The organism is Syntrophus aciditrophicus SB (assembly GCF_000013405.1).
In the GTDB taxonomy this organism is placed as follows: domain Bacteria; phylum Desulfobacterota; class Syntrophia; order Syntrophales; family Syntrophaceae; genus Syntrophus; species Syntrophus aciditrophicus.
Genome location: NC_007759.1, coordinates 1,461,235 through 1,483,447, shown reverse-complemented (window position 1 = coordinate 1,483,447; position 22,213 = coordinate 1,461,235). Strand labels below are relative to the sequence as shown.

Below are 22,213 nucleotides of genomic sequence, written 5' to 3'. Positions count from 1 at the left end.
GATAATCCAACCCGAACTTCCTTATTCTCCCATGATAACAAATCGAGATTATTGACAGTGGGGATAAAGCGAAGCTTAAAATAACTCTTGACCCGCATCAAATCTCGTATTAATCCGTGGGAAAATTTTTATACGGGAATTCGACTACGCTATGAATAAAGCAACGACAAGAAGCCTTTCTATTTTTTCTCTCTGTCTTATCCTGCTTTTAACTGGAACTGCCTGTACTGGTTTCAGTGAACCTCTAAATAATCCCTCTGCGATTACCCTGCCCGCTCCCTCGGAATCAAAAAAGAACGAAACGCTGGAAATAGCTTTGAAGGCAGACGGTGACAGGGCATTTCAGAGACTGAAGTCTGAGATTCATCGCATTGCCGTTCTGACCGGCGGCACTGTAGGCCTCAGTGCCCTGCATATCGAATCCGGCCGATGTTTTTCCCTCAATGGGATGGAACGTTTTCCCATGGCCAGCGCCTATAAAATTCCAATCGCTGTTCAACTGCTCAGTCGGGTAGATTGTGGAGATGTTGACCTTGATCAGTTCGTCACTATTCGCGGCAGTGACATTCATCCGGGAAGCGGTAAGCTCATTTTAACCTTTAAGAAGAAGGCGGCATCCTATACGGTCAGGGAACTGCTGGAATTGATGCTGCTGGTCAGCGACAATACGGCCAGCGATGCCCTGCTGAATCTTGCCGGAGGTCCTGAAGCCGTCACCGCGTTCATGAAAACCCTGGGCATCCGGGATCTGGATGTCAGCCGCTCCACCTTGAACATGCTTGCCGACTGGCGCGGCATCGACGAACTTCCCCCACCGGAGGATTTCAGTGTGGAAAAGTACAACAGGCTGCGCAGCAAGGTCCCAATGCATGTTCTGGAAAAGGCACAGAATCGCTTCTATTCCGACATTCGCGATACGGCAACGCCTGACGCGATGACACGACTCGTCGCCATGGTGCATTGTGGAACGGTTCTCAAACCTGAAAGCACGACACTGCTTTTAAAGATTATGGAGCGCTGTAAGACAGGCCAATCCAGAATCAGGGGACTGATTCCCCCCGGCATGGCAACGGCCAACAAAACCGGCACAATCGGACCAGGCATTGTGAATGATGTGGCCTTATTGACCCTGCCAGGCGATGCAGGCCATCTGGCCCTGACGATTTTCATCAAATCCTCGGATCGCAGCCTTTCATATCAGGAACAAACGATGGCTCAGATCGCACGCTATCTGTATGATTATTATTTTTTCAATGGAACGGCATCTGCCGTGGCGGCTTCCGGTGAATCCTGCTCACTGCAGAATCGGATCTGCTGTCGGAAGGACGTCCGATGACTGGAACTCAGGAAATCCGCAAGGTTTTTGAAAAGGAACCGTTTTGATATCCAGAACACTAAAGATCAAGAGGCCGTAGATAAAATGGAAAATGTGGATACGCTGATTCTCGGGGGAACGGTTCTTTGCCTGGATGAAACGATGACCCGAATCGAAGACGGCGCCTTGGCCATTGCCGGCGATGCCATTGCCGCCGTGGGGACCGAACGTGAATTCCGGCAGAGGTTTACCAGCCGGAATATCGTCGACGGGAAGCATTCGCTGATTCTTCCGGGACTGGTCAACAGCCACACCCACGCCGCCATGACCTGTTTCAGGGGAATCGCTGATGATATGGCCCTGATGGACTGGCTGGGCAATTACATTTTTCCTGCTGAGGCGCGCAACGTTGATCCGGAACTGGTTTACTGGGGAAGTCTGCTGGCCTGTGCGGAAATGATCAAATCCGGAACGACCACCTTCTGTGACATGTACATTTTTGAAGAAGAAACGGCTCGAGCGGCGCGAGAGGCAGGGATGCGCTGTCTGCTGGGGGAGGTGCTCTTTGATTTCCCCTCGCCCAATGTCAAGACGCCTCAGGAGGGACTGGCCTATACGCGTAAGCTCCTTTACCGCTGGTCAGGCGATCCGCTTGTCCGCATCGCGGTGGAGCCCCACGCCCTGTACACCTGCTCCCGCTCCCTGCTTCTTGAGGCCGGTAATCTTGCCACTGAGTATCAGGTCCCTCTTGCCCTTCATCTCCTGGAAAACAGTTCGGAAAAGAAACAACTGCAGGAAAAGCTCGGGCAGGATGCCTTATCCTGTCTGAGAGAGCTCGGCCTTCTGAATGAACGCCTGATCGCCTTTCATTGTGTCTGCCTCGATGATGAGGACATCGAAACGTTTCGTGATGAAGGATGCAAGGCCGTCTATAATCCGGAAAGCAACATGAAACTCGCTTCCGGATTTGCCCCGGTTTCCCGGATGCTCAGAGAAGGGATCTGTGTCGGGCTCGGGACGGATGGATGCGCCAGCAACAACAATCTGGATTTGTTTCAGGAGATGGATACAGCAGCAAAACTTGAAAAGGTGAGACATCTCGATCCGACGCTGATGCCTGCGGAAACCGTCGTCCGAATGGCCACCTGTCAGGGCGCCCGTGTCCTGGGCATGGACGGGATTACAGGCTGTCTGAAAGCGGGAATGAAGGCAGATTTCATTCTGATCGATCTCAACCGCCCTCACCTGACTCCCATGTACAACCCCTATTCACACCTCGTATACACGGTGAACGGCTCGGACGTGAAGACGGTTTTCATCAACGGAAAAATGGTGATGAAAGATCGGCAACTTCTTACTTTCAACGAAGAAGAATGCATGCAGCAGGTCCGCCGCATCGCGGAACGGGTCAGAGAATCACTGAAAGAGCCGGTTTAACAGAGGCCTGATACTTTTTCGGCTGAAACGAGTAGCGTAACCGGATCCATCTTCATCGACCAGGTATGCAGGATTCCAGTCACGTCCTTGATGGGGTTCATCTGGATCTGCAGGCCGCTGTCTTCCATCTGCATAATCAGTTCGAACAGGTCGTCAGAATTCTTCAGGAAAGCCGGGTAAGAATCCCCCTCTTCAGAATCCGGTCGGTGAATATGAACCGAAAGCCAGACCCGCAGGTTGTGACTTTTTGCAAAGGCTTTCAGTTCGTGCAGTTCTGTTCTGTTGATGCTGTTCGACTGCCATCCGTCAAGAAACAGTGTCCGGGGACGAAAGATGCCCTGAACAAGTAGATCGTTAAGACGTTCTTCCAGCCTGGGTATGCTGAAGCGATCCACCCGGAAGGTCATAATGAACCGGTGAGGAAGAAGATTGTCCCAGATTCTCCGCGAATTCTGCAGGGATTCCTGACGGAATTTTTTTTCGAAGAGTTCCTCATACCAGAGGGTCACTTTGGCTATGGGCTCATGGAGACTGACATGAAGAACGTCTTCATGGCCAAGCATCTGGCTCAGAGCCATCTGGACGAGAAAAGCCGTTTTTCCCATCCCCGCTCTCGCCAGAACAGCGCAAAAGGCGCCGTCCTCCATTCTATTGCTGATTTCCTGCTCCCAGGTTTCCCGGGACGCCACAGGGTCCGGCTGAAACATACCTTCGCTCAAAAGACGCTCCTTTCTCCTTCTCAGATCGATGATCACGAGGGTTCACCTCATTTTTACGCGGCGCTTTTTTTCCGTTTAGCCACTTCTTCCGTAATCTTCTCCGCAATGCTCTGCGGCACCTGCCGATATGCGGAAAACTCCATGGTGAACTGAGCTTTCCCCTGCGTAGCGGAACGGATAACCGTCGAAAAGCCAAACATTTCCGCCAGAGGCGTCTGAGCTTCAATGACACAGGTTTGACCTTCATCCTGAGTGCCCACGATCATGCCCCGGCGCTGATTCAACAATCCCATGACAGCTCCCTGAAACTCATTAGGCGTTTCCACGACGACTTTCATGATGGGTTCAAGGATTACAGGCTTCGCCTTATTGTAAGCTTCCCGGAATGCCCCCCTTGCCGCGGCCTGAAACGCCATGTCGGAGGAGTCCACTGCATGGAAAGCACCGTCATCGATGACAACCTTCACACCTGTTACAGGAAATTCCATTTTGGGGCCTTTGGCCATGCTCATCCGGAATCCCTTCTCACAGGCAGGGATAAACTGCGTGGGGATCGCCCCGCCGGTGATCTTATTTTCAAAAAGAAAGTCTTCATCAGACAGTGGTTCAATATATCCGGCTACCCGGCCATACTGACCCGAACCACCGGTCTGCTTGCGATGGGTGTAATTGAATGCCGCTTTCTGGGTAATGGTTTCCCGGTAAGCGACCCGGGGATTGCCTGTCGTGACTTCGGCATTGTACTCACGCCGGATTCTTTCCACATAGATGTCGAGATGCAGCTCTCCCATCCCTTCAATGATCGTTTCTGACGTTTCCGGATCGAGATGGGTCCGGAATGTGGGGTCTTCCTTTGTGAAGCGGTTCAGGGCCTTGGACATGTTCACCATGGACTTTTTGTCCTTGGGTACGATGGCAAGCGAGATCACCGGCTCCGGAACGAACATGGATGTCATGGCCAGGTTCAGTCCCTGCGCTGCAAAGGTGTCACCGGATTGACATTCCAGACCGAACAGAGCGCCGATATAGCCGGCGTGAATAGCCTCGATATCCTCCATCTGATCGGCGTGCATGCGCACCAGTCGACCGATCCGGACTTTTTTCCCGTCCCGGGCATTGACGACCGTTGCCCCTCTGGACAGTATCCCCTGGTAAACACGAATGTAGGTCAACTGGCCGTATATACCGTCTTCCAGTTTAAATGCAAGAGCGACGACGGGATCTTCGGTATTGCTTGTCAATTGCACAGGTGCTTCCTCCCGAGAGAGATCCAGCGCAGAATTTTCGATATCTGCCGGACAGGGAAGGTAGCGCGTCACGGCGTCCAGAAGCGGCTGAATTCCTTTGTTCTTGTAAGCAGAACCGATAAATACAGGCGTGATTTTCCGCTCCAGTGTGCCCTGTCGGACCGCCTCCATGATCATTACTTCAGAAATTTCCGTACCCTCCAGAATGGCTTCTGTCAAAGAATCGGAAAAGAGAGAAACGCTGTCGATCAACTCTTCACGCCTGGAGATCGCTTCAGGCAGGAGCGACTCGGGAACAGCCTCCGTCCTTAACAGTTCACCTCCGGCACCGTCGAAATATACGGCTTTCATGGAAATGAGATCGACGATTCCCTGAAAATCCGCTTCAAGACCAATAGGAAGTTGCATAAGGAGGGCGTTATGTCCAAGCCGGGTTTTCAATTGCTCCACGACACGGGCGGGATTTGCTCCGCTCCGGTCGCATTTGTTGACAAAAGCCACGCAGGGAACCTTATAGCGCTTCATCTGGGCATCCACCGTAATGGACTGGGACTGCACCCCGCCCACTGCACAAAGGACAAGAATCGCCCCATCCAGGACACGCAGCGCCCTTTCCACTTCGATTGTGAAATCAACATGGCCGGGCGTGTCGATAATGTTGACTTCATGATCACCCCATGTGCAGAATGTCGCCGCGGAGGAAATGGTAATTCCCCGCTCCCTTTCCAGTTCCATGGAATCCATGGTGGCGCCTACGCCGTCCTTCCCCTTGACATCATGCATGGCATGAATGCGCTTCGTGTAGAAGAGAATTCGTTCGGTCAGGGTTGTTTTACCGGAATCAATATGAGCGCTGATTCCAATATTTCTTACTTTTTTGATGTCATTCTTCATGGTTTGATCCTTCTGGGTAATATCTGTTTATTTATAGTTAATTGCCGGATAGATAAAAAACAAAAACCCCCTTATTTGAATTTACAGACTTTCAAATAAGGGAGCTATGGTTGCCCTGCTAATTTGAAAAAAGAAATCGCTTTTTATCCCTTTTGGGATTACATGTCAAGCTTTTTTAATTCCGTTATCAATACAAATAAATTACCAGGTTACGCCGATCCACGTACTCTTTTTCTTACGACAGCTCAGATCAGTTCGACATTAACCGCGCTGGGCCCTTTCTGGCCCTGCTGAATTTCAAAGCGAACCCTCTGGCTTTCGTTAAGCGTCTTCCAGCCTGCTCCCTGGATGGAACTGAAATGGACGAATACGTCACCGCCTTCATCATTTTCGATAAAGCCAAAACCCTTTTTATCGTTGAACCATTTAACTCTCCCCTGTGCCAAAGTCGTACCCTCCTTTTCTTTTATTTCTTGATGCCTATTGAAGCAGAAACAAAAAAAACCACCCCGGCTTCATGATCCTAATCAAGAGCCGACCGTGGTTTTTATCTGATCTGCGCCAATCCGTTGTTACTCAACTCTGACCTGTCCCGACTGCTTGAGTTAAACAAGTTCTTTTTATGGTTTTAGATAAAACAGCGGGTTTCGATAACTAACACTTATCAGGCTATTTTTCAAGAAATAATATTTTTTTAGCTCTGTGATTCGTCTGTCAGATATTTATCAAGAACCGATACTATTGCCGATTCATAGCCGAAATAAAAATGATCCGCATCAGAAATTAATGCAAAGCTGCTGTTCATGCTGTCCGCAATGTCCTTTATCCGTTCATGATCGCAGTACTGGTCTCTTTCGGCACAGACGACAAGACCGATTTTTCCGACCAGGGCGGAAAAATCGAAGTCCATTACATTAATCGGCGGTGAGATGAGAATGGCCGGGTACTCGATTTCATGATTTTGGAGCCACCTCGCGCCGACCCAGGCGCCAAAGGAATATCCAGCCAGAAGAATGGCCGTTTTCCCCTGTTTTTCCATCCAGCAGACGGCGCCACCGACATCCTCCTGTTCACCGATACCGTTGTCATAGTTCCCCTCGCTTCTGCCCACCCCGCGAAAGTTGAACCTCAGGGTTGAATAGCCATGAATGAGCAAGGCGCCGATCATGCTCACAACGACATTGTTCTGCATGCAGCCGCCAAGTTGAGGGTGGGGATGACAGATAACGGCCCCCGCTTCTCCACTTCGTTCCGCATACAGACCCTCTATCTGTAACGCCCCTGATGAATAAAAAATCGTTTCTTCCCTGATAGAAGCCATGGATCACCTCGAATTAAAAATAATATTTTCAACATATTAAATGACAGGACACGAAATGGCCATTGGATTTTTCAATCAGATCCGGGGACGATTTCTGGCAGATTTCGATCCGGTCGGGACATCTGGGATAAAAAGGACATCCTGCAAACCGATAAGGTCGGCCGGACACATCACCCTTAAGAAGAATACGCTTTGAGGGCCGCCCGGGATGAGGAACCGGAACGGCAGAAAAAAGAGCCCTTGTGTAAGGATGAATCGGATGGTCATAAAGATCCTGATTATTTGCCAGTTCCACAATTCGACCGAGATACATGACGGCGATCCGGTCGCTCATGTGCCGAACCACACCAAGATCATGAGTGATGAAGATATACGTCAAGCCAAAGGATTGCTGAAGCTGCTTCAACAAATTCAATATCTGAGCCTGAATTGAGACATCCAGAGACGAAACGGGTTCATCGGCGATAATCAGCTCCGGCTTCAGTGATACGGCCCTGGCAATGCCGACGCGCTGCCTCTGTCCGCCGCTGAACTCGTGAGAATAGCGACCCATCTGCTCTCTGGATAGACCAACGGTTGCCATAATTTCTGCAACGCGCTGTTCAACCTGATCCTTAGGAACCGTGCCGTGAATCAACAGGGGTTCTCCAACGGCGCTTCCCGCTGTTTTTCTTGGGTTGAGAGAGGCCTGAGGATCCTGAAAAATCAGTTGCACCTTTTTGAAATAATCTTTCAAGGCCGTTCGATCGTAAGAAAAGATATCCTTTCCATGAAATAAAATCCGGCCCTCTGTAGGTTCATCCAGATGCATCACAAGACGTCCCAGTGTCGACTTGCCGCAGCCGCTCTCACCCACCAGGCCGAGTGTCTCACCCTGGTAGACGGTTAGAGTTACGCCGTCCAGGGCATGGATCTGCAGCTGTGCTCCACTGAATAATCCCTTTTGTACGGTAAAGGTTTTCTTCACCCCGACGAGTTCAAGAATCGGCTTATCTCCAATGGCGTTCCCGGCCTGTATCCCGGAATCACATTCTATTTCCGTCATTTCTCTTTATTCCCTTGTGCTAGTCTTACAGAATTTTTCGAAGAATCCATTATTCAGATAAATGCTCCCGTTCAAGCAGCAAGGCGGCGACACAGGTCCGCTTAAGCGGAATTCGTGCGGCTTTAAAAGATGTTTACGAAACAGAGCTTGCTCTTTACTGTTTTTTTAGTGGCCCATGATTCAGCCATGGTTGCCGTAAAGCCAGCAGCGGGCTGCATGCCCCGATTCCACCTCCATCAGTTGAGGCTCCAGCTTTCGACAGATATCCATCACATGTGCGCAGCGGTCCTGAAAACGGCATCCTGGCGGAAGATGATAGAGATCGGGCACACTGCCGGGTATCACCGGCAGCATGGCGGAACGATCATAAGCTTTATCCGGATTTGGGAGAGAACGCATGAGCCCCGCGGTGTAGGGATGCATAGGGTTGGAAAATAGAGCCTCCACGGACGCTTTTTCGACAACGCGTCCCGCATACATGACCGCTACATGCTGCGCAGTCTCGGCTACCACACCAAGATCGTGAGTAATCATGATGACCGACATGCCGGTTTCCTGTCTGAGACGACCGATAAGATCAAGTATCTGGGCCTGAATCGTCATATCCAGCGCCGTGGTCGGTTCATCGGCAATAAGAAGACGTGGGCTGCAGGCCATGGCCATGGCGATCATGACCCTTTGCCGCATCCCACCGCTCAATTGATGGGGGTAATCCCGGACGCGTTTTTCCGGTTCGGATATACCAACCAGACGCAGCATCTTTACAGCATGATCGAGAGCATCCTTTTTCTTCAATCCCTTGTGCAGACGAGTCACTTCCGCGATCTGCTCCCCTACACGAATTACGGGATTCAAAGAGGTCATGGGTTCCTGAAAAATCATGCTGATGTCCCGCCCCCGGACTTTCCGCATCTCCTCACCGGAGAGGCGCAGCAGATCGCAACCGCTGAAAATCACCGATCCGGAAGCAATCCGGCCGGGCGGCATGGGAACAAGCCGCATGATGGACAGGGCAAAGGCGCTCTTTCCGCAACCGGATTCGCCTACGATCCCAAGCGTGTCTCCCTTCCGGACCTCCAGATCCACTTCATCGACCGCCCGGATAACCCCCTCCGATGTTTCAAAACACGTCGTCAGGTTTTTCACCTTCAAAATAACACCCATCTACCGTCTCACCGCCTTCCCTGCCTGAACGAGTCAATCTTGCCGGAGGATATTCTTTTTTTCAATTTCAAAGACCGTTTTCACGCGTTAACCAGTCGGGTTCTCAGCCATGAGATCAGCAGCCGGACACCGATTCCTGACGCCCCTTTCGGCACATAGGAGCGGTCTTTATCCAGCCAGGAAGGGCCGGCGATGTCAAGATGCACCCAGGGATAATCCCCGATAAATTTGCTGAGAAAAGCCGCCGCCGTAATTGCCCCGCCGAACCGTCCGCCCGTGTTTTTGTAGTCAGCGATATCGCTTTTGATCAACTCATGATATTCCTTCCAGAGTGGAAGTTCCCAGACTCTTTCGCCGGTGCGTTCCCCTGCGGCGGCGACCTCCTTCTTGAGAGATTCGTCTGTGCCCATCATTCCGATGGCCAGATCCCCCAGGGCGACGATGCAGGCGCCGGTCAGCGTGGCGATATCAACTACCGCCGATGGATTATATTTTTCCGCATAGGTCAGAGCGTCGGCGAGGATCAGCCGCCCTTCCGCATCCGTGGAAATCACCTCGATAGTCTGCCCGGAAAGTGATTTCAGGACGTCTCCGGGCCTATATGCGCGACCGCCGGGAAGATTCTCCGTTGTGGGAACGAGGCCGACGAGGTTTACCGGCAAATCCAGGTCCGCCGCCGCCATAAGCGTGGCAATCACCGCCGCGGCTCCGGCCATGTCGGATTTCATCTCCCCCATCTTCTCCGCGGGTTTGAGGCTGATCCCGCCGCTGTCAAAAGTGATCCCTTTGCCGACCAGAACAATAGCCCCTTCCCTGCTTTCCGCTCCCTTGTAATTCATAATAATGAACCGCGGTGGTTCGTGGCTTCCCTGGGCCACAGCCAGGATGGCATGCATGCCGATTTCTCCGATCTGCGCATCATCAAGGACTGTCGCTTCGATCTTATTACGGGTGGAAACCATTTCCAGTGCCTTTGCCGCCAGGATCTGCGGTGTCATTTCGTTGCCCGGAGAGGAAACGAGATCCCGGGCGAACCAGACAGCCCGGGCTATGGTCTCTGCCCTTCGTGTTGCTTCGCTGAGGACGGAAAGATTCTCCGGTTTCTCCTCAAGAAGAATGAATTGATCCAGTTCTTTGATGTTTTCCCGTTCCACGGTCTTGTAAGGGGTGAATTGATAAAGGCCAAGGAGTACCCCCTCGACAACAGCTTCAGCCAGCTCATCATGAGTGAAAAGGCAGGAAGACCATTCCGGAAAATTCACAAAGGAAGTCAAAACTTTGATATTCATGCTTCTGACATGCTGTGCCGCCCGGGAAAAAGCCGCGCGCAATTTTTCCAGATCAAACTCAGCCTTCTTTCCCAAACCGACCAGGATAATCCTCTTAGCCGGGGCATCCGCCCCGTTATAGACCAGGGAGATCTGATGGAGTCTGCCTTCAAAATCTCGGTCTTTAATGATTTGACTTATAATGCCGCCATAACGTTCATCAAGAGATTTTGCCGCTACGGGGAGCTCCTGCATTCCTTCAAAGAACGTCAGCAAAAGGATCTCCGCCTCGGCATCGACCAGTCGTCCTGATTTAATGGTTACTTCCATCGATTTCTCCTCCATTTTTATAAAACTCTCGTTTGAAATATCCGCTCTATTCGTTATTGTCAAACCTCTTCTTTTTCATTTTCGTATCGAAAGGGTTTTGTGTGACTCAATTTCTTCCCGTTTCGAAGCCGGCCGAAGACATATGTCAATAATGAAGAAGTTATTGATAAAGGGGAAGCCGTTTTGAAAAAACAGCTTGACTGTCTAAAGTGGATAACAGAAAAAGTGAACCGTTCCATCCGGATTGGCAACATGATATGAAAATGTTTCCGTTTTCATATAGGCAAAGGCGAGCAGCGATGCGAGGCCGTCCCCTCTTTTCCAGAAAATGACATGGATTTAGCATTATTTACGATTTTCTCAGGAAATGAGTCATATTTGCACCAATCTAATTTTTCACACCAGTTTTCCTTGAATTTTTTATTGGCATGTTTGTAAAAAGAAATGCCATAGGGGTTGTTGCCGCGATATCCTGAACGCGGAAAGATATTCCATGCGTGTAACATGTGGGATTTTTGTTGATATTGTTTATTTTGACTTGCTGAAAATGCCTGTGTCGCACCTCAGTCACAAATGAACGCTTACACCGTTTGTTTTAGCCTGATAAGGTAATCGCGGAACTTTAGATATTCCGTTCTGAGGATGATATTGACCGGAAGGGAATTTGCCGCTTCATTTAATCTTCTTATTTCCAGCGAAACATGGATCGTCTGCAATCCGGTTGCGCCGGCGGCTTCACTGAGAATAACCGGCAGCTTGGAAATCCTGTTCCGACCAAGCCCGTTCTTCCGTGGATGCGGCAATACAGTGGCCTGCCGTTTCGCTGTCCGATCCTCCAATGCCGCTTGAACAGGCCCGCCGGGGCATTCTGTACAAGCAATAATTGGCAGGTGTTTTAGTTGATTATGAAAGAAATATCTGGATCTTAAATATAAAGAGGGTATGTCATATTCTGACATACCCTCTTTATATGTTCCTATAAAATGGAGGCGGCATCCGGATTTGAACCGGAGTATAACGGTTTTGCAGACCGCTGCCTTACCACTTGGCTATGCCGCCATAATTACTGGAGCGGGCGAACGGGTTCGAACCGTCGACGTCCACCTTGGCAAGGTGGCACTCTACCGCTGAGTTACGCCCGCTTCCTCAATTCAAACTGTGGCGGCTTGAATATAATATATGAACTCTTTTGTCAACAGAAATCTTATCGGCCAAAAGTGGCGGGGGGTGATGGAAATGCAACAGTCTTCTTTTTAAAGCCCGCGCTGATTTTTTACCTGTTGCATTATGGCCCCTCTCTATTATATGAACACTGCGTTTTGTATAATGAAAGAGTGTCCGTGGTCCATCAACCAACCGGGATAAGGAATCAGCCGACATAGCGACGGCATCGGTCAATCAGACGAGGACTTGCGGATATCCCGAGGTTACATGCAATCTTTCAAAAATGGGTTGTTTTAGACGTTCTTTGTTATTAATTTCGATTTTTAATTACTACTCATTCTAAATTTCGTCTATCATCGTGCTGAAGCTCAAGATACTTATTATTTTTTTTATTGTTATTCTGATCAGCTTGATATTTTCAAATATCTTCCCCGTCTCCCCATGGGCCAAAATCTATGGGAACATCTCAGGGCAAGAAAGTTATCCCCACAGGAACTTCAATTTTCATCATACATTGCTTCCGGACTCGCTCGTTTCCCTGACATCCGGCTTCGCCGTAATTATAGATAAAAAAGCACAAAAGCTTTACGTATACGGCACTAGAAATGGCCAATTTCGCAAAGTTTTTGAAACGCGCTGCTCCACAGGCAAAAATCAGGGCGACAAACTAACTTCCGGAGATGCCAGAACGCCGGAAGGTATTTTTTTCCCAACCAGAAAGTTCACCGATGATGAGTTGACTCCCATATACGGCACACTTGCGTTCACTCTGGATTACCCCAATTATCTCGATAAGAGAACAGGTAAAAACGGTCATAACATCTGGATTCATGGAACGGACAAAACACTGAAATCTTTCCAGTCCAACGGTTGCATTGTGCTTGATAACAGCGATATTCTTCGCCTTTCTGAATTCATATATCTTAATAAAACACCCGTGATTATCGTTGACTCAATTCAATGGGTACCCCTTGATTCCTCTCTGTCCCTGAAGAGTGAAATCGAAGGCGCTATGAAAAAATGGGAAAACAATGTACTTGCCGGAAGTGAAAATGCCGAGGACTATATTTATATCATTCACTCAGCAGGTGAGAAAGTCAGCAGAAGACAGTTCTTGAAACAAATGCGTCAGATTCAGACCCTGGCCAGGCACTTTGCCTTGGAACCTAAAGATGTTTCCATACTTAAACAGAATGATCACGCAGTCGTCCTGTTCGATCAAATCATTTCTGTCGAAAACAACATTTTTCAAGGTGTTTACATGAAGCTTTTCCTAGAAAAGCGGGATAAGCAGTGGCTGGCCATGAAAGACTCGAACCAGGCAGCTCCGGTCATTCTGGCCGGATCGCGCAGGTGTGACGGCCTGCCTGAAGGGGAAAATATCCCTGTGACGCAGACAACCGGGACATCCCGGTCTGATCAAACAGAACCTCTCACTCCGATCGCATCCGTTTCGCCGGTTCACACGGAAATCTCGAAATATGAAAGGGATATCAGGATTAATACAACTCCTGACGAGAAAGCGATTTCCAGTTTAATATCCAGATGGGCCAGAAGCTGGGAGTCCGACGATATGCCTGCTTACCAGGATTGTTATGCGGAAGACTTTCGATCCCGGAATATGGATTTGAAAAGTTGGATCCGATACAAGAAGGGTCTGTATGAACGTTACAGAAGCATCCAAGTTGTCGTCTGGAACGTCGATATCAAGATCTACGCCGAACAGGGCAGAGCAACAGCAAGATTTACTCAGAGGTACACCGCCCCTGGAATGAACGAAACGGGCACAAAAGAGCTGCGGCTTATAAAGATCGGAAATGCTTGGAAGATTAGTCGGGAAAGGATGGTCGATTAATTGACCTATTCTTTATTGCGGATGGCGCACTGATAAAATTGCATGAAGTAATCCAATCCGGAATACACCGTCAGCAAAAGGGCAATATAAAGAATCACGATACCCACCGCATGAGCGTTGAGTCCCAGAAATTGATAGTGAATAATCAATGCCGAGACGGCAATGGTCTGGCAGAGGGTTTTTCTCTTTCCCAGACTGCTTGCATCAATAACCATTCCTTCTCCCGATGCGATGCTTCTCATGCCGTCCACGGCGATATCGCGGATAATCGTAATTGCCACAATCCAGGCAGGAATGCGGCCGATCGGAATCATGAGAATCATGGCGGTATTGACGATCAGCTTGTCGGCGATGGGATCCAGAAACTTTCCCATCGTCGTAACAATCCCGTATTTTCTTGCAATGTAGCCATCCAGAAGATCGGTCAGCGCTGCGGTAATAAACAGAAAAGCAATCACCAGGCTCCATGTAGCGCCTGGTGAAGTCAGCAGAAAAAAGAGAGCAGGAATCACCCCGATTCTCAACATGGTGATGATGTTAGGCAGGTTATAGATTTTTTCGCCGGCGGATACCAGTGGATGTCGTTTCATAATTTTCTGAAGGTTTCAGATCACAGCAAATCTGGAACACATAAGCAAAGTCATTTTTTGAGTTTAGGAACTTTTTCCCAGTCAGCCAGAAACAGATCGATGCCTTTATCGGTCAGGGGATGTTTTGCAAGCTGTTCGATAACCTTGAATGGAATTGTAGCTATATCCGCGCCCATGAGCGCACCTTCCAGAACATGACGGGATGGCGGACGCTGGCGACTATGATTTCCGTGTCAAAACCATAATGATCATAAATAGTAATAATCTGCTCTACAATGTCCATCCCGTTATGGGATGCATCATCCAGTCTTCCGACAAAAGGACTGACATAATCCGCCCCCGCCTTTGCGGCCATGAGAGCCTGAACAGGGGAGAAAATGAGGGTCTGATTTACGGAAATTCCTTCGTTGGAAAGAATGTTGGTCGCCTTTAAACCCTCGGTGGTCATGGGCACCTTGACGACAACCTGATCACCCAGCTTTGCCAGTTTTTTCCCCTCGGCAACCATCTCTTCGGATTTCAGCCCCACAACCTCGAGACTGACAGGGCCACTGACTCGTTCCAGGATATCGTGGACCACTTCTTCGAACGATCTCTTCTCCTTCGCGATCAATGACGGGTTGGTCGTCACGCCGTCCACCATTCCTAAACGCAGTCCTTCTTCAATTTCACGGATGTTGGCCGTATCAATAAAAAACTTCATACCCTTTCCTTTCAGGATTTCTCCTTCCGCTCCATCTGATATTTTTTAAAACAGGCTTCACTGCAAAAATATAGTATTTCTCCTCCAATCGATGCCTTATAAGCTTCTCCCTCAGGTATGTAGGTCAAACAACATGGATCCTGAACGAGATCGCCTCCTTGAATCGTACGGGAACAGGCATTAGAGAGGGGTTCATTTTTCTTCTTTTCCGCAGAACGCAGAATTCTCTTTAACACCCGAAAAATCAGATAAAGAACAATAACTGTAAAAATAAACCGAAGAATCATGCTCATTTAACCATATTCAATGCGTTCAACCCGGCTGTCGTCCTCAAGCCTCTCCATGAGTCCACGAATCGATACCCCGAAAGCCGGATGAATCGCATAGGAGGCCAGTTCGCTCAGCGGGATAAGGACAAAACGCCTTTTATGCAGTTCGGGATGAGGAATCTTCAGATCCTGCTCCTGAACGATCTCCTGCCCGAACAGGAGAATATCCAGATCAATGATCCGTGGACCCCAATGCGCTTCCCGAACTCTCCCCATAGCTTCCTCAATCTGCATGAGGATTCGCAAAAGCGCTCGCGGTGAAAGAGATGTACGTATTTCAGCAACGGCATTAACAAACCAGGGCTGATTTTTCAACCCTATCGGTTCAGTCCTGTAAAGAGAGGAACAACGCAGGAGCGTAATGGCGTTGACAGACGAAAGACACTTAATGGCTTCGAGACACTGTTCCAAGGGCTGCCCAAGATTCGATCCGATGCCGATATAGGCAATGACCCCCAAAACTTCTTCACACAAAGGATTCCCTGCTTTATCCACAGCTCACTGACCATGGTCTGATATACAAAGTTCTTTTTCAGGATCGGAACCCGAGGACATCCTGCATATCATAGAGTCCCGGTTCCTGCCTGACCACCCATTTTGCCGCGCGGATGGCGCCTCGGGCAAAATTGTCTCTGCTGTGCGCGCGATGAATCAGTTCAAGTCTCTCGCCCACCGCACCGAATATCACTGTGTGTTCTCCCACGATATCGCCTGCCCGCAGAGCCTGGATGCCGATTTCTTTTTTTGATCGTTCACCGATGAGCCCTTTACGTTCATAGATTCCAACTTCATCCAGTTCCCGACCCAGCGCCTCCGCAACAACCTGAGCCATTTTCAGGGCCGTTCCGCTTGGGGCATCCTTTTTAAGACGGTGGTGAACTTCCAGAATTTCAACATCATAGTCGTCACCCAGAGTTTCTGCAACAATTTTAAGAAGCTTGAACATCACATTCACGCCGACGCTCATGTTTGGTGCAAGAACACAGGGAACATTCTGAGCGAACTTCCGTATCCTGTCCATTTCATCAGCGGAAAATCCTGTGCTGCCGATCACGATGGGCCGTTTATGTTCCGCAGCCATTTCCATATGTCGCATCGAAGCTTCGTGGCTTGTAAAATCGATAATCACATCCCCCCCGGCGATGCAGAAACCGAGATCGCTTTGGATTACGATCCCCCGCTTTCCCGATCCGAGGAATTCACCAATGTCTTTTCCCGCGGCAGGATGGTCCTTTTTTTCGACGACCCCTGTCAGTTGCATGCCTCCCTCTTCTTCAAGCAAACTGATAATCCGGGCACCCATTTTTCCGCCGCCCCCGGTCACGATCGCTTTCAACATAACTTATCTCCTTGAACTGACGATTCCTGACACGAATACCGAAATCAGGGAAAATGAGAAATCGCCTCACAGATAAATTTTTCACCCGATGAGGCCATAGTTCTGCATGACTCTTTTCAGCTTCTCCCGACTGGTCTCCGTCATGCGGTAGAGCGGCAGCCGCACATCTTCAGAAATTTTGCCCATCAGGGCCAGAGCCGCCTTGACCGGAGTCGGATTGGTTTCAATAAACAAGGCGTCGACCAGGGGCACCATCTTGTCATGCATCGCCCGTGCTTTCTTCATGTTTCCGGCCTCGAAAGCGTCGACAAGACACGCCATATCAGCTGGTGCAACATTGGATATTACTGAAATAACACCCTTTCCTCCCAGGGTCAACAGAGGCAGGGTAAAAAAATCATCTCCCGAAAGAACGGAAAAGCCATCGTCACACAATCGGATGACGTCATTCATCTGTTTGAGGGAACCTGAGGCTTCCTTTATACCGACGATGTTGCTTATTTTCGCCAGTCGGGCCACCGTTTCCGGAAGGATATTCACGCCGGTGCGGCTGGGAATATTATAAGGGATGATCGGAATCGGAACGCTTTCCGCCAGCGCCTTATAATGCTGATAAAGTCCCTCCTGTGTCGGACGATTATAATAGGGAGCAACCACCAGTACGCCATCGGCGCCGGCTTCATGAGCATGTTTCGTCAATCTCATGGCTTCTACCGTGCTGTTCGAACCAGTGCCCGCAATTACAGGGACTCTTTTTCTGACGGCATCTATAGTGATTTCGATAACCCGATCATGTTCCTCGTGAGACAGCGTTGCCGATTCTCCCGTCGTCCCGCAAGGAACAATTCCGTCCGTCCCGTTCTCAATCTGAAACTCAATCAAATCCCTCAATGCCGGTTCATCAATCTCGCCATTCTTAAATGGCGTCACAATCGCGACAATAGCTCCTTTAAACATACTTTTCCTGTTGCCCTCCTTCACTTTCCTGTTCGGGATATCGCCTTGTTTTTCAAAAACGCAGGGATTTCCTCATGCGAAATTAAATCGGCATAGGTTTCCCGTCTGCGCACAACATAATACTGATCCTCCCTGACCATGATTTCCGGAATCCTCGGTCGTGAATTATAATTGGACGCCATCGTGAACCCGTATGCGCCGGCACTGAATACAGCAAGAAGGTCTCCCCGATGGAAGTCTTTTAGTTTTCTGGCTTTGGCCAGATAATCACCGGATTCACAGATGGGACCGACAACATCGGCGATGATCTCTTTACGGTTTTCCTCGATGACCGGCCGGATCGCATGAAATGAGTTGTAGAGGCTCGGCCGGACGAGATCGTTCATTCCCGCATCGACGATAATGAAATTCTTGTTATCATTGCTTTTTGTATAAAGAACCCGGGTGACAAGTATCCCGGCGTTGCCGACGATCACCCTTCCCGGCTCAAATATGAACGTACAATCCAGATCCCGGGATGTTTCTAAAATGGCTTTCGCGTATTCCGAGGGATGAGGCGGCATTTCCTGATTATAGGTAATTCCGAGCCCGCCCCCCAGATCTACATAGCGGATGTCGAAATCTTCCCGTTTCAGTTGATGAACCAACAGCGAAAGTCTTTCCAGGGCCTCAAGAAATGGCGACAACCGAGTAACCTGTGAGCCGATATGACAGCTTACCCCTCTGATATCAAGATGCTGGAGAGACCTTGCGTGACGATAGGTTTCCAGAGAGCGCTCAATATCGATTCCGAATTTGTTTTCTTTGAGGCCTGTTGAAATATGAGGATGCGTCTTGGGATCCACATCCGGATTGACCCTCAGGGCAATGCCCGCGCTGACACCCAGATTCTGTGCACATCGATTGATGACCTCCAGTTCCTGCAGCGATTCAACATTGAACATGAGAATTCCGGAACGAAGGGCGTATTCGATTTCATCCACGCGCTTTCCCACCCCGGAATACACGACTTTTCCCGGTTCCACTCCGGCCTGAAGAGCACGGTACAGCTCGCCGCCCGACACGATATCGACCCCGCCACCTTCGGCGATCAGGACCCTGAGCACCGCCAGGTTGGAATTGGCCTTGACCGCAAAACAGATGATGGAGGGCACCTTCGCGAAAGCCTCGGCAAACACGCGAAAATGATTCCTCAGGGTCGCGTGGCTGTAAAGGTAAAACGGCGTCCCCACTTCCTCTGCTATTTGAGAGACGGGAATGTTCTCACACCACAACTGTTGATCTTTATATAGAAAATCATTCATATTTATTGCACCGTCCAGGCTCTTTCTTCAAGCTCCGGCTGATTTCCCTGATTTTCGACAAGGCAGAAATATTGACTGATCATCATTTGACTGCATCCGCGATATTGGACGGCCCGCCACAGAATCCCGATGCATTGCAGACAATAACCTGATAAGCGTATCGGTTTTCTTTTTTCACGGCGGTATCGATCCAGGAATAATCTACTCCGGAACCTTTGTTCTTTGCCTTGGGATCGTTCGCGGTCAACTCGCTAATGACCACATAATTTCGAGGACAATCAACGCAGATTTCTTCTTCGGGATATTGCTCGCTGCGCAGGATTCTAAAACTTCCTTCAGAAATTGCTGCAGTCCATTGCAGAACAATTCCCTCTTCCGTCCTCTCCGCCCGTAAATCATTAACAACCTGGGGCACGGACAACCGGAGCGGCATGGGGTCGGCTTTTTTACCGCATCCCATTATCAAACCCGGAATAAAAACCATCAACCACAGAACCGATATCCAACGTCCTGACGGGTTATCGTGCCCCCTCAAACATGAACTGAACCGTTTCATGCTTCTTTTCTTCTCCTGGTTGAGGGATAAGCCCCTTCTTCTATCTGCCGGATCTGCTCCATGACCTGCCGACACGCTGTTCCCCCGTAGCTTTTTCTGCTCCGAACCGAGTTCGACACGGAAAGGCGATCATGAATATCCTCGTTGATCACCGGACAGAACCTTTGAAATTCCTCCATGGACAACTGCGCCAGTTCCTTCTTGCATTCAATGCAAAAAGAGACCAGCTTCCCGACGATGCCGTGGGCTTCCCGGAACGGAATGCCTTTCATCACCAGATATTCAGCCAAGTCCGTCGCTGTGGAGAATCCGCCCTCGGCTTCCTGCCTCATCTTTTCCCGGTTGAACTTCATGTTTCGAATCATTTCCGCAAGGATCTGAAGGCAGGCCTTCACCGTATCGACGGTATCGAAAAGGGGTTCTTTGTCTTCCTGAAGGTCCCGGTTGTAGGTCATGGGCAGTCCCTTCAGCAGGGTCAACAAAGCGATAAGATTGCCATACACCCTTCCCGTCTTGCCCCGAATCAGTTCCGCCACATCGGGATTCTTTTTCTGAGGCATGATGCTGCTGCCCGTCGTGAAGGCATCGGAGATTTCCACAAAATTAAATTCCCCTGAGGACCAGAGGATCAGATCTTCACAGAAACGGCTCAGGTGCATCATGATCAGAGAGGAGGCAAAGAGAAATTCGGCAACGAAATCGCGGTCGGAAACTGTATCCATGCTGTTGCGGGATATTTCGGGAAATTTGAGCAGCCGGGCGACATAGGCTCGGTCAATGGGTAGAGAGGTCCCGGCCAGTGCAGCAGCCCCCAGAGGGAGGACATTCACACGGCGGTAACAATCCCGCAGGCGTGATTCATCACGATCGAGCATTTCCCGCCAGGCAAGAAGATAATGAGCCAGAAGGACCGGCTGCGCCTTCTGCAGATGGGTATAGCCGGGAAGGATGGTTTCCGCCTCTTTCTTTGCCAGCTCAAGGAAGGCTCCTTTGAGCACCTTCATAAACTCAAGAATCTCTTTGATTTCAGCCCGAAGATAGAGGCGGACATCCAGGGCGACCTGATCATTTCTGCTTCTACCGGTATGCAGTTTTGCCCCCGCATCGCCGATGCGTCGGATCAGATCCTTTTCAATCGCCATATGGATGTCTTCATCTCCAGGAGAAAACTCAAAACTGCCGGTTTCAATGTCCCGCTGAATCTCCTTCAGGCCCTCGACGATGGCAAAGCCTTCTTTCCGGTTTATGATTTCCTGACGAACCAGCATTCGGGCATGAGCGATACTGCCTTCGATGTCATAACGATAGAGACGCCGATCAAACGATATCGAAGCAGTGAATGCCTCCACGAGTTCGTTAGTCGGTTCCTGAAATCGCCCGCCCCAGGGTTTGCTCTTTTCCGTGCTGTCCTTCATTCTCGTGAAAACCCTTATCTTTCTGACAGATTTCGCATTTTTATTTCTTCATGGCCGCGATTCGCAGTCTCAATGCATTGAGCCGAATGAACCCCGTTGCATCCATCTGATTGTAAACCTGATCTTTTTCAAAGGTTGCAAAGTCTTCACTATACAGGGAATATGGGGACTTTCTGCCGACGACAATAGAGTTGCCCTTGTAGAGTTTCATCCGGACCGTGCCCGTTGCCTTTTTCTGGGTTTCATCGATCAAGGCCTGCAGGGCTTCCATTTCCGGGGCATACCAGAATCCATTGTAAGCCAGCTGGGCGTATTTGGGAATGAGAGAATCGCGCATCAGCATCACCTCCCTGTCCATGGTGAGAGACTCCAGGGCGCGGTGTGCCGCCCAGAGCACGGTCCCTCCCGGCGTCTCATAAACCCCTCGGGATTTCATTCCGACGAACCGGTTTTCCACCATATCGACACGGCCGATGCCGTTGGCCCCCGCTATGTCATTCATCTTCTCCATCAGGGCTGCCGGACTCAGACGTGCACCGTCGAGAGCAACGGGATTTCCCTGTTCGAAATCGATTTCCACGTAAGTCGGCTTATCCGGTGCTGCTTCAGGAGATAAGGATATCGTAAAAATGTCTTCAGGCGGTTCCGCCCAGGGATCTTCCAGGATGGCGCCCTCATGTGAGATATGCAACAGATTGCGGTCGCTGCTGTAAGGCTTTTCCCGCGTGAGAGGAAGCGGGATATTGTGCTTTTCCGCGTAATCAAACATGTCTTCCCGGGATTTGAAATGCCAGTTTGGATCCTTCCAGGCCGAAATGATCCGGATGTTCGGCTCCAAGGCCATGTAGGTCAATTCGAACCGCACCTGATCATTCCCTTTACCCGTTGCCCCATGACAAACCGCATCCGCCCCTTCCGCCCGGGCAATTTCCACCTGGCGTTTGGCAATCAAAGGTCTTGCCAGCGATGTTCCCAGCAGATAGGTCCCCTCGTAGATGGCGTTTGCCCGCAGTGCCGGAAAAACAAAATCCCGGGCGAATTCTTCGCGGAGATCCTCGATATAGATTTTACTGGCCCCGGTTTTTATGGCTTTTTCCCTTAATCCTTCCAGTTCTTCCTTCTGACCGACGTCAGCGGCAAAGGCAATGACTTCGCATCCGTATGTTTCGATCAACCATTGGACGATGACTGACGTATCCAGTCCGCCAGAATAAGCAAGAACTACTTTTTTTACACCGGTATCCACTTTTCTTCTCCTTTC

20 protein-coding genes, 2 tRNA genes and 2 pseudogenes are annotated in these 22,213 nt (G+C 49.8%); 4 read left to right on the top strand and 20 right to left on the bottom strand.

The features are described from left to right. Positions 1–151: 151 nt before the first annotated feature. On the top strand, positions 152–1,336 hold the full coding sequence (gene bla, locus SYN_RS06905; RefSeq protein ID WP_011417353.1) for a class A beta-lactamase: 1,185 nt from the start codon (positions 152–154) through the stop codon (positions 1,334–1,336). A gap of 84 nt (positions 1,337–1,420) precedes the next feature. After that, on the top strand, positions 1,421–2,752 hold the full coding sequence (locus SYN_RS06900; RefSeq protein WP_011417352.1) for an amidohydrolase family protein: 1,332 nt from the start codon (positions 1,421–1,423) through the stop codon (positions 2,750–2,752). On the opposite strand, the gene SYN_RS06895 is transcribed toward SYN_RS06900, so the two are convergent. The 10 genes from SYN_RS06895 to SYN_RS06845 form a co-directional block, all read right to left on the bottom strand. Then, positions 2,749–3,507 (bottom strand): hypothetical protein, encoded by a 759-nt coding sequence (locus tag SYN_RS06895; RefSeq protein ID WP_011417351.1) that lies wholly within the window; start codon positions 3,505–3,507, stop codon positions 2,749–2,751. The two genes, SYN_RS06900 and SYN_RS06895, sit on opposite strands and share 4 nt — an antisense overlap. Before the next feature lie 17 nt (positions 3,508–3,524). Then, on the bottom strand, positions 3,525–5,612 hold the full coding sequence (gene fusA, locus SYN_RS06890; RefSeq protein ID WP_011417350.1) for an elongation factor G: 2,088 nt from the start codon (positions 5,610–5,612) through the stop codon (positions 3,525–3,527). A gap of 245 nt (positions 5,613–5,857) precedes the next feature. Next, positions 5,858–6,058, bottom strand: coding sequence for a cold-shock protein (locus SYN_RS06885; protein WP_011417349.1), 201 nt, complete (start codon positions 6,056–6,058; stop codon positions 5,858–5,860). A gap of 248 nt (positions 6,059–6,306) precedes the next feature. Continuing rightward, positions 6,307–6,933, bottom strand: coding sequence for an alpha/beta hydrolase (locus tag SYN_RS06880; RefSeq protein WP_011417348.1), 627 nt, complete (start codon positions 6,931–6,933; stop codon positions 6,307–6,309). A gap of 28 nt (positions 6,934–6,961) precedes the next feature. Next, positions 6,962–7,978, bottom strand: a complete 1,017-nt coding sequence (locus SYN_RS06875) for an ABC transporter ATP-binding protein (RefSeq protein WP_011417347.1) — start codon at positions 7,976–7,978, stop codon at positions 6,962–6,964. A gap of 180 nt (positions 7,979–8,158) precedes the next feature. Continuing rightward, the gene (locus SYN_RS06870; protein WP_011417346.1) at positions 8,159–9,142 is read right to left on the bottom strand and encodes an ABC transporter ATP-binding protein; all 984 of its coding nucleotides are present in this window, start codon (positions 9,140–9,142) and stop codon (positions 8,159–8,161) included. A gap of 80 nt (positions 9,143–9,222) precedes the next feature. Continuing rightward, positions 9,223–10,740 (bottom strand): leucyl aminopeptidase, encoded by a 1,518-nt coding sequence (locus tag SYN_RS06865; RefSeq protein WP_041584835.1) that lies wholly within the window; start codon positions 10,738–10,740, stop codon positions 9,223–9,225. Between the two features lie 581 nt (positions 10,741–11,321). Further along, complete coding sequence (locus SYN_RS06855) at positions 11,322–11,699, bottom strand: hypothetical protein (RefSeq protein ID WP_011417342.1); 378 nt, start codon at positions 11,697–11,699, stop codon at positions 11,322–11,324. Positions 11,700–11,724: 25 nt separating this feature from the next. Next, positions 11,725–11,799 (bottom strand) — tRNA-Cys (locus SYN_RS06850). Positions 11,800–11,807: 8 nt separating this feature from the next. Continuing rightward, a tRNA-Gly gene (locus tag SYN_RS06845) sits at positions 11,808–11,882 on the bottom strand. Positions 11,883–12,262: 380 nt separating this feature from the next. Here SYN_RS06845 and SYN_RS17045 point away from each other — a divergent pair. Both SYN_RS17045 and SYN_RS16520 read left to right on the top strand, forming a co-directional pair. Continuing rightward, positions 12,263–12,838 (top strand): annotated as a pseudogene (locus SYN_RS17045) (L,D-transpeptidase); the annotation flags it as partial. 78 nt (positions 12,839–12,916) lie between these two features. Continuing rightward, complete coding sequence (locus SYN_RS16520) at positions 12,917–13,759, top strand: nuclear transport factor 2 family protein (protein ID WP_237671320.1); 843 nt, start codon at positions 12,917–12,919, stop codon at positions 13,757–13,759. Between the two features lie 5 nt (positions 13,760–13,764). On the opposite strand, the gene pgsA is transcribed toward SYN_RS16520, so the two are convergent. The 10 genes and pseudogenes from pgsA to SYN_RS06790 form a co-directional block, all read right to left on the bottom strand. Next, positions 13,765–14,349 carry a CDP-diacylglycerol--glycerol-3-phosphate 3-phosphatidyltransferase gene (gene pgsA, locus SYN_RS06835; protein WP_011417340.1) on the bottom strand — a complete coding sequence of 195 codons (585 nt, stop codon included), beginning with the start codon at positions 14,347–14,349 and terminating at the stop codon, positions 13,765–13,767. A 50-nt stretch (positions 14,350–14,399) separates the two neighbouring features. After that, positions 14,400–15,052, bottom strand: a pseudogene (fsa, locus tag SYN_RS06830) (fructose-6-phosphate aldolase). An 11-nt stretch (positions 15,053–15,063) separates the two neighbouring features. Further along, positions 15,064–15,345: a hypothetical protein gene (locus SYN_RS06825; RefSeq protein WP_011417337.1), complete on the bottom strand. Its 282-nt coding sequence runs from the start codon at positions 15,343–15,345 to the stop codon at positions 15,064–15,066. Continuing rightward, positions 15,346–15,855, bottom strand: coding sequence for a 2-amino-4-hydroxy-6-hydroxymethyldihydropteridine diphosphokinase (gene folK, locus SYN_RS06820; protein WP_041584833.1), 510 nt, complete (start codon positions 15,853–15,855; stop codon positions 15,346–15,348). It abuts the gene before it with no gap. A gap of 58 nt (positions 15,856–15,913) precedes the next feature. Next, positions 15,914–16,720, bottom strand: a complete 807-nt coding sequence (gene dapB, locus SYN_RS06815; protein ID WP_011417335.1) for a 4-hydroxy-tetrahydrodipicolinate reductase — start codon at positions 16,718–16,720, stop codon at positions 15,914–15,916. Between the two features lie 81 nt (positions 16,721–16,801). Beyond that, positions 16,802–17,677, bottom strand: a complete 876-nt coding sequence (gene dapA / locus SYN_RS06810) for a 4-hydroxy-tetrahydrodipicolinate synthase (protein WP_041584832.1) — start codon at positions 17,675–17,677, stop codon at positions 16,802–16,804. 20 nt (positions 17,678–17,697) lie between these two features. Continuing rightward, entirely contained in the window at positions 17,698–18,981 is a 1,284-nt protein-coding gene (gene lysA, locus SYN_RS06805; protein WP_011417333.1) for a diaminopimelate decarboxylase, read from the bottom strand. 82 nt (positions 18,982–19,063) lie between these two features. Then, positions 19,064–19,537: a hypothetical protein gene (locus tag SYN_RS06800; RefSeq protein ID WP_011417332.1), complete on the bottom strand. Its 474-nt coding sequence runs from the start codon at positions 19,535–19,537 to the stop codon at positions 19,064–19,066. After that, positions 19,534–20,952 (bottom strand): argininosuccinate lyase, encoded by a 1,419-nt coding sequence (argH, locus tag SYN_RS06795; RefSeq protein WP_011417331.1) that lies wholly within the window; start codon positions 20,950–20,952, stop codon positions 19,534–19,536. Before argH ends, SYN_RS06800 begins: the two co-directional genes overlap by 4 nt. A gap of 40 nt (positions 20,953–20,992) precedes the next feature. Then, positions 20,993–22,198, bottom strand: coding sequence for an argininosuccinate synthase (locus tag SYN_RS06790; protein ID WP_011417330.1), 1,206 nt, complete (start codon positions 22,196–22,198; stop codon positions 20,993–20,995). Positions 22,199–22,213: the final 15 nt, after the last annotated feature.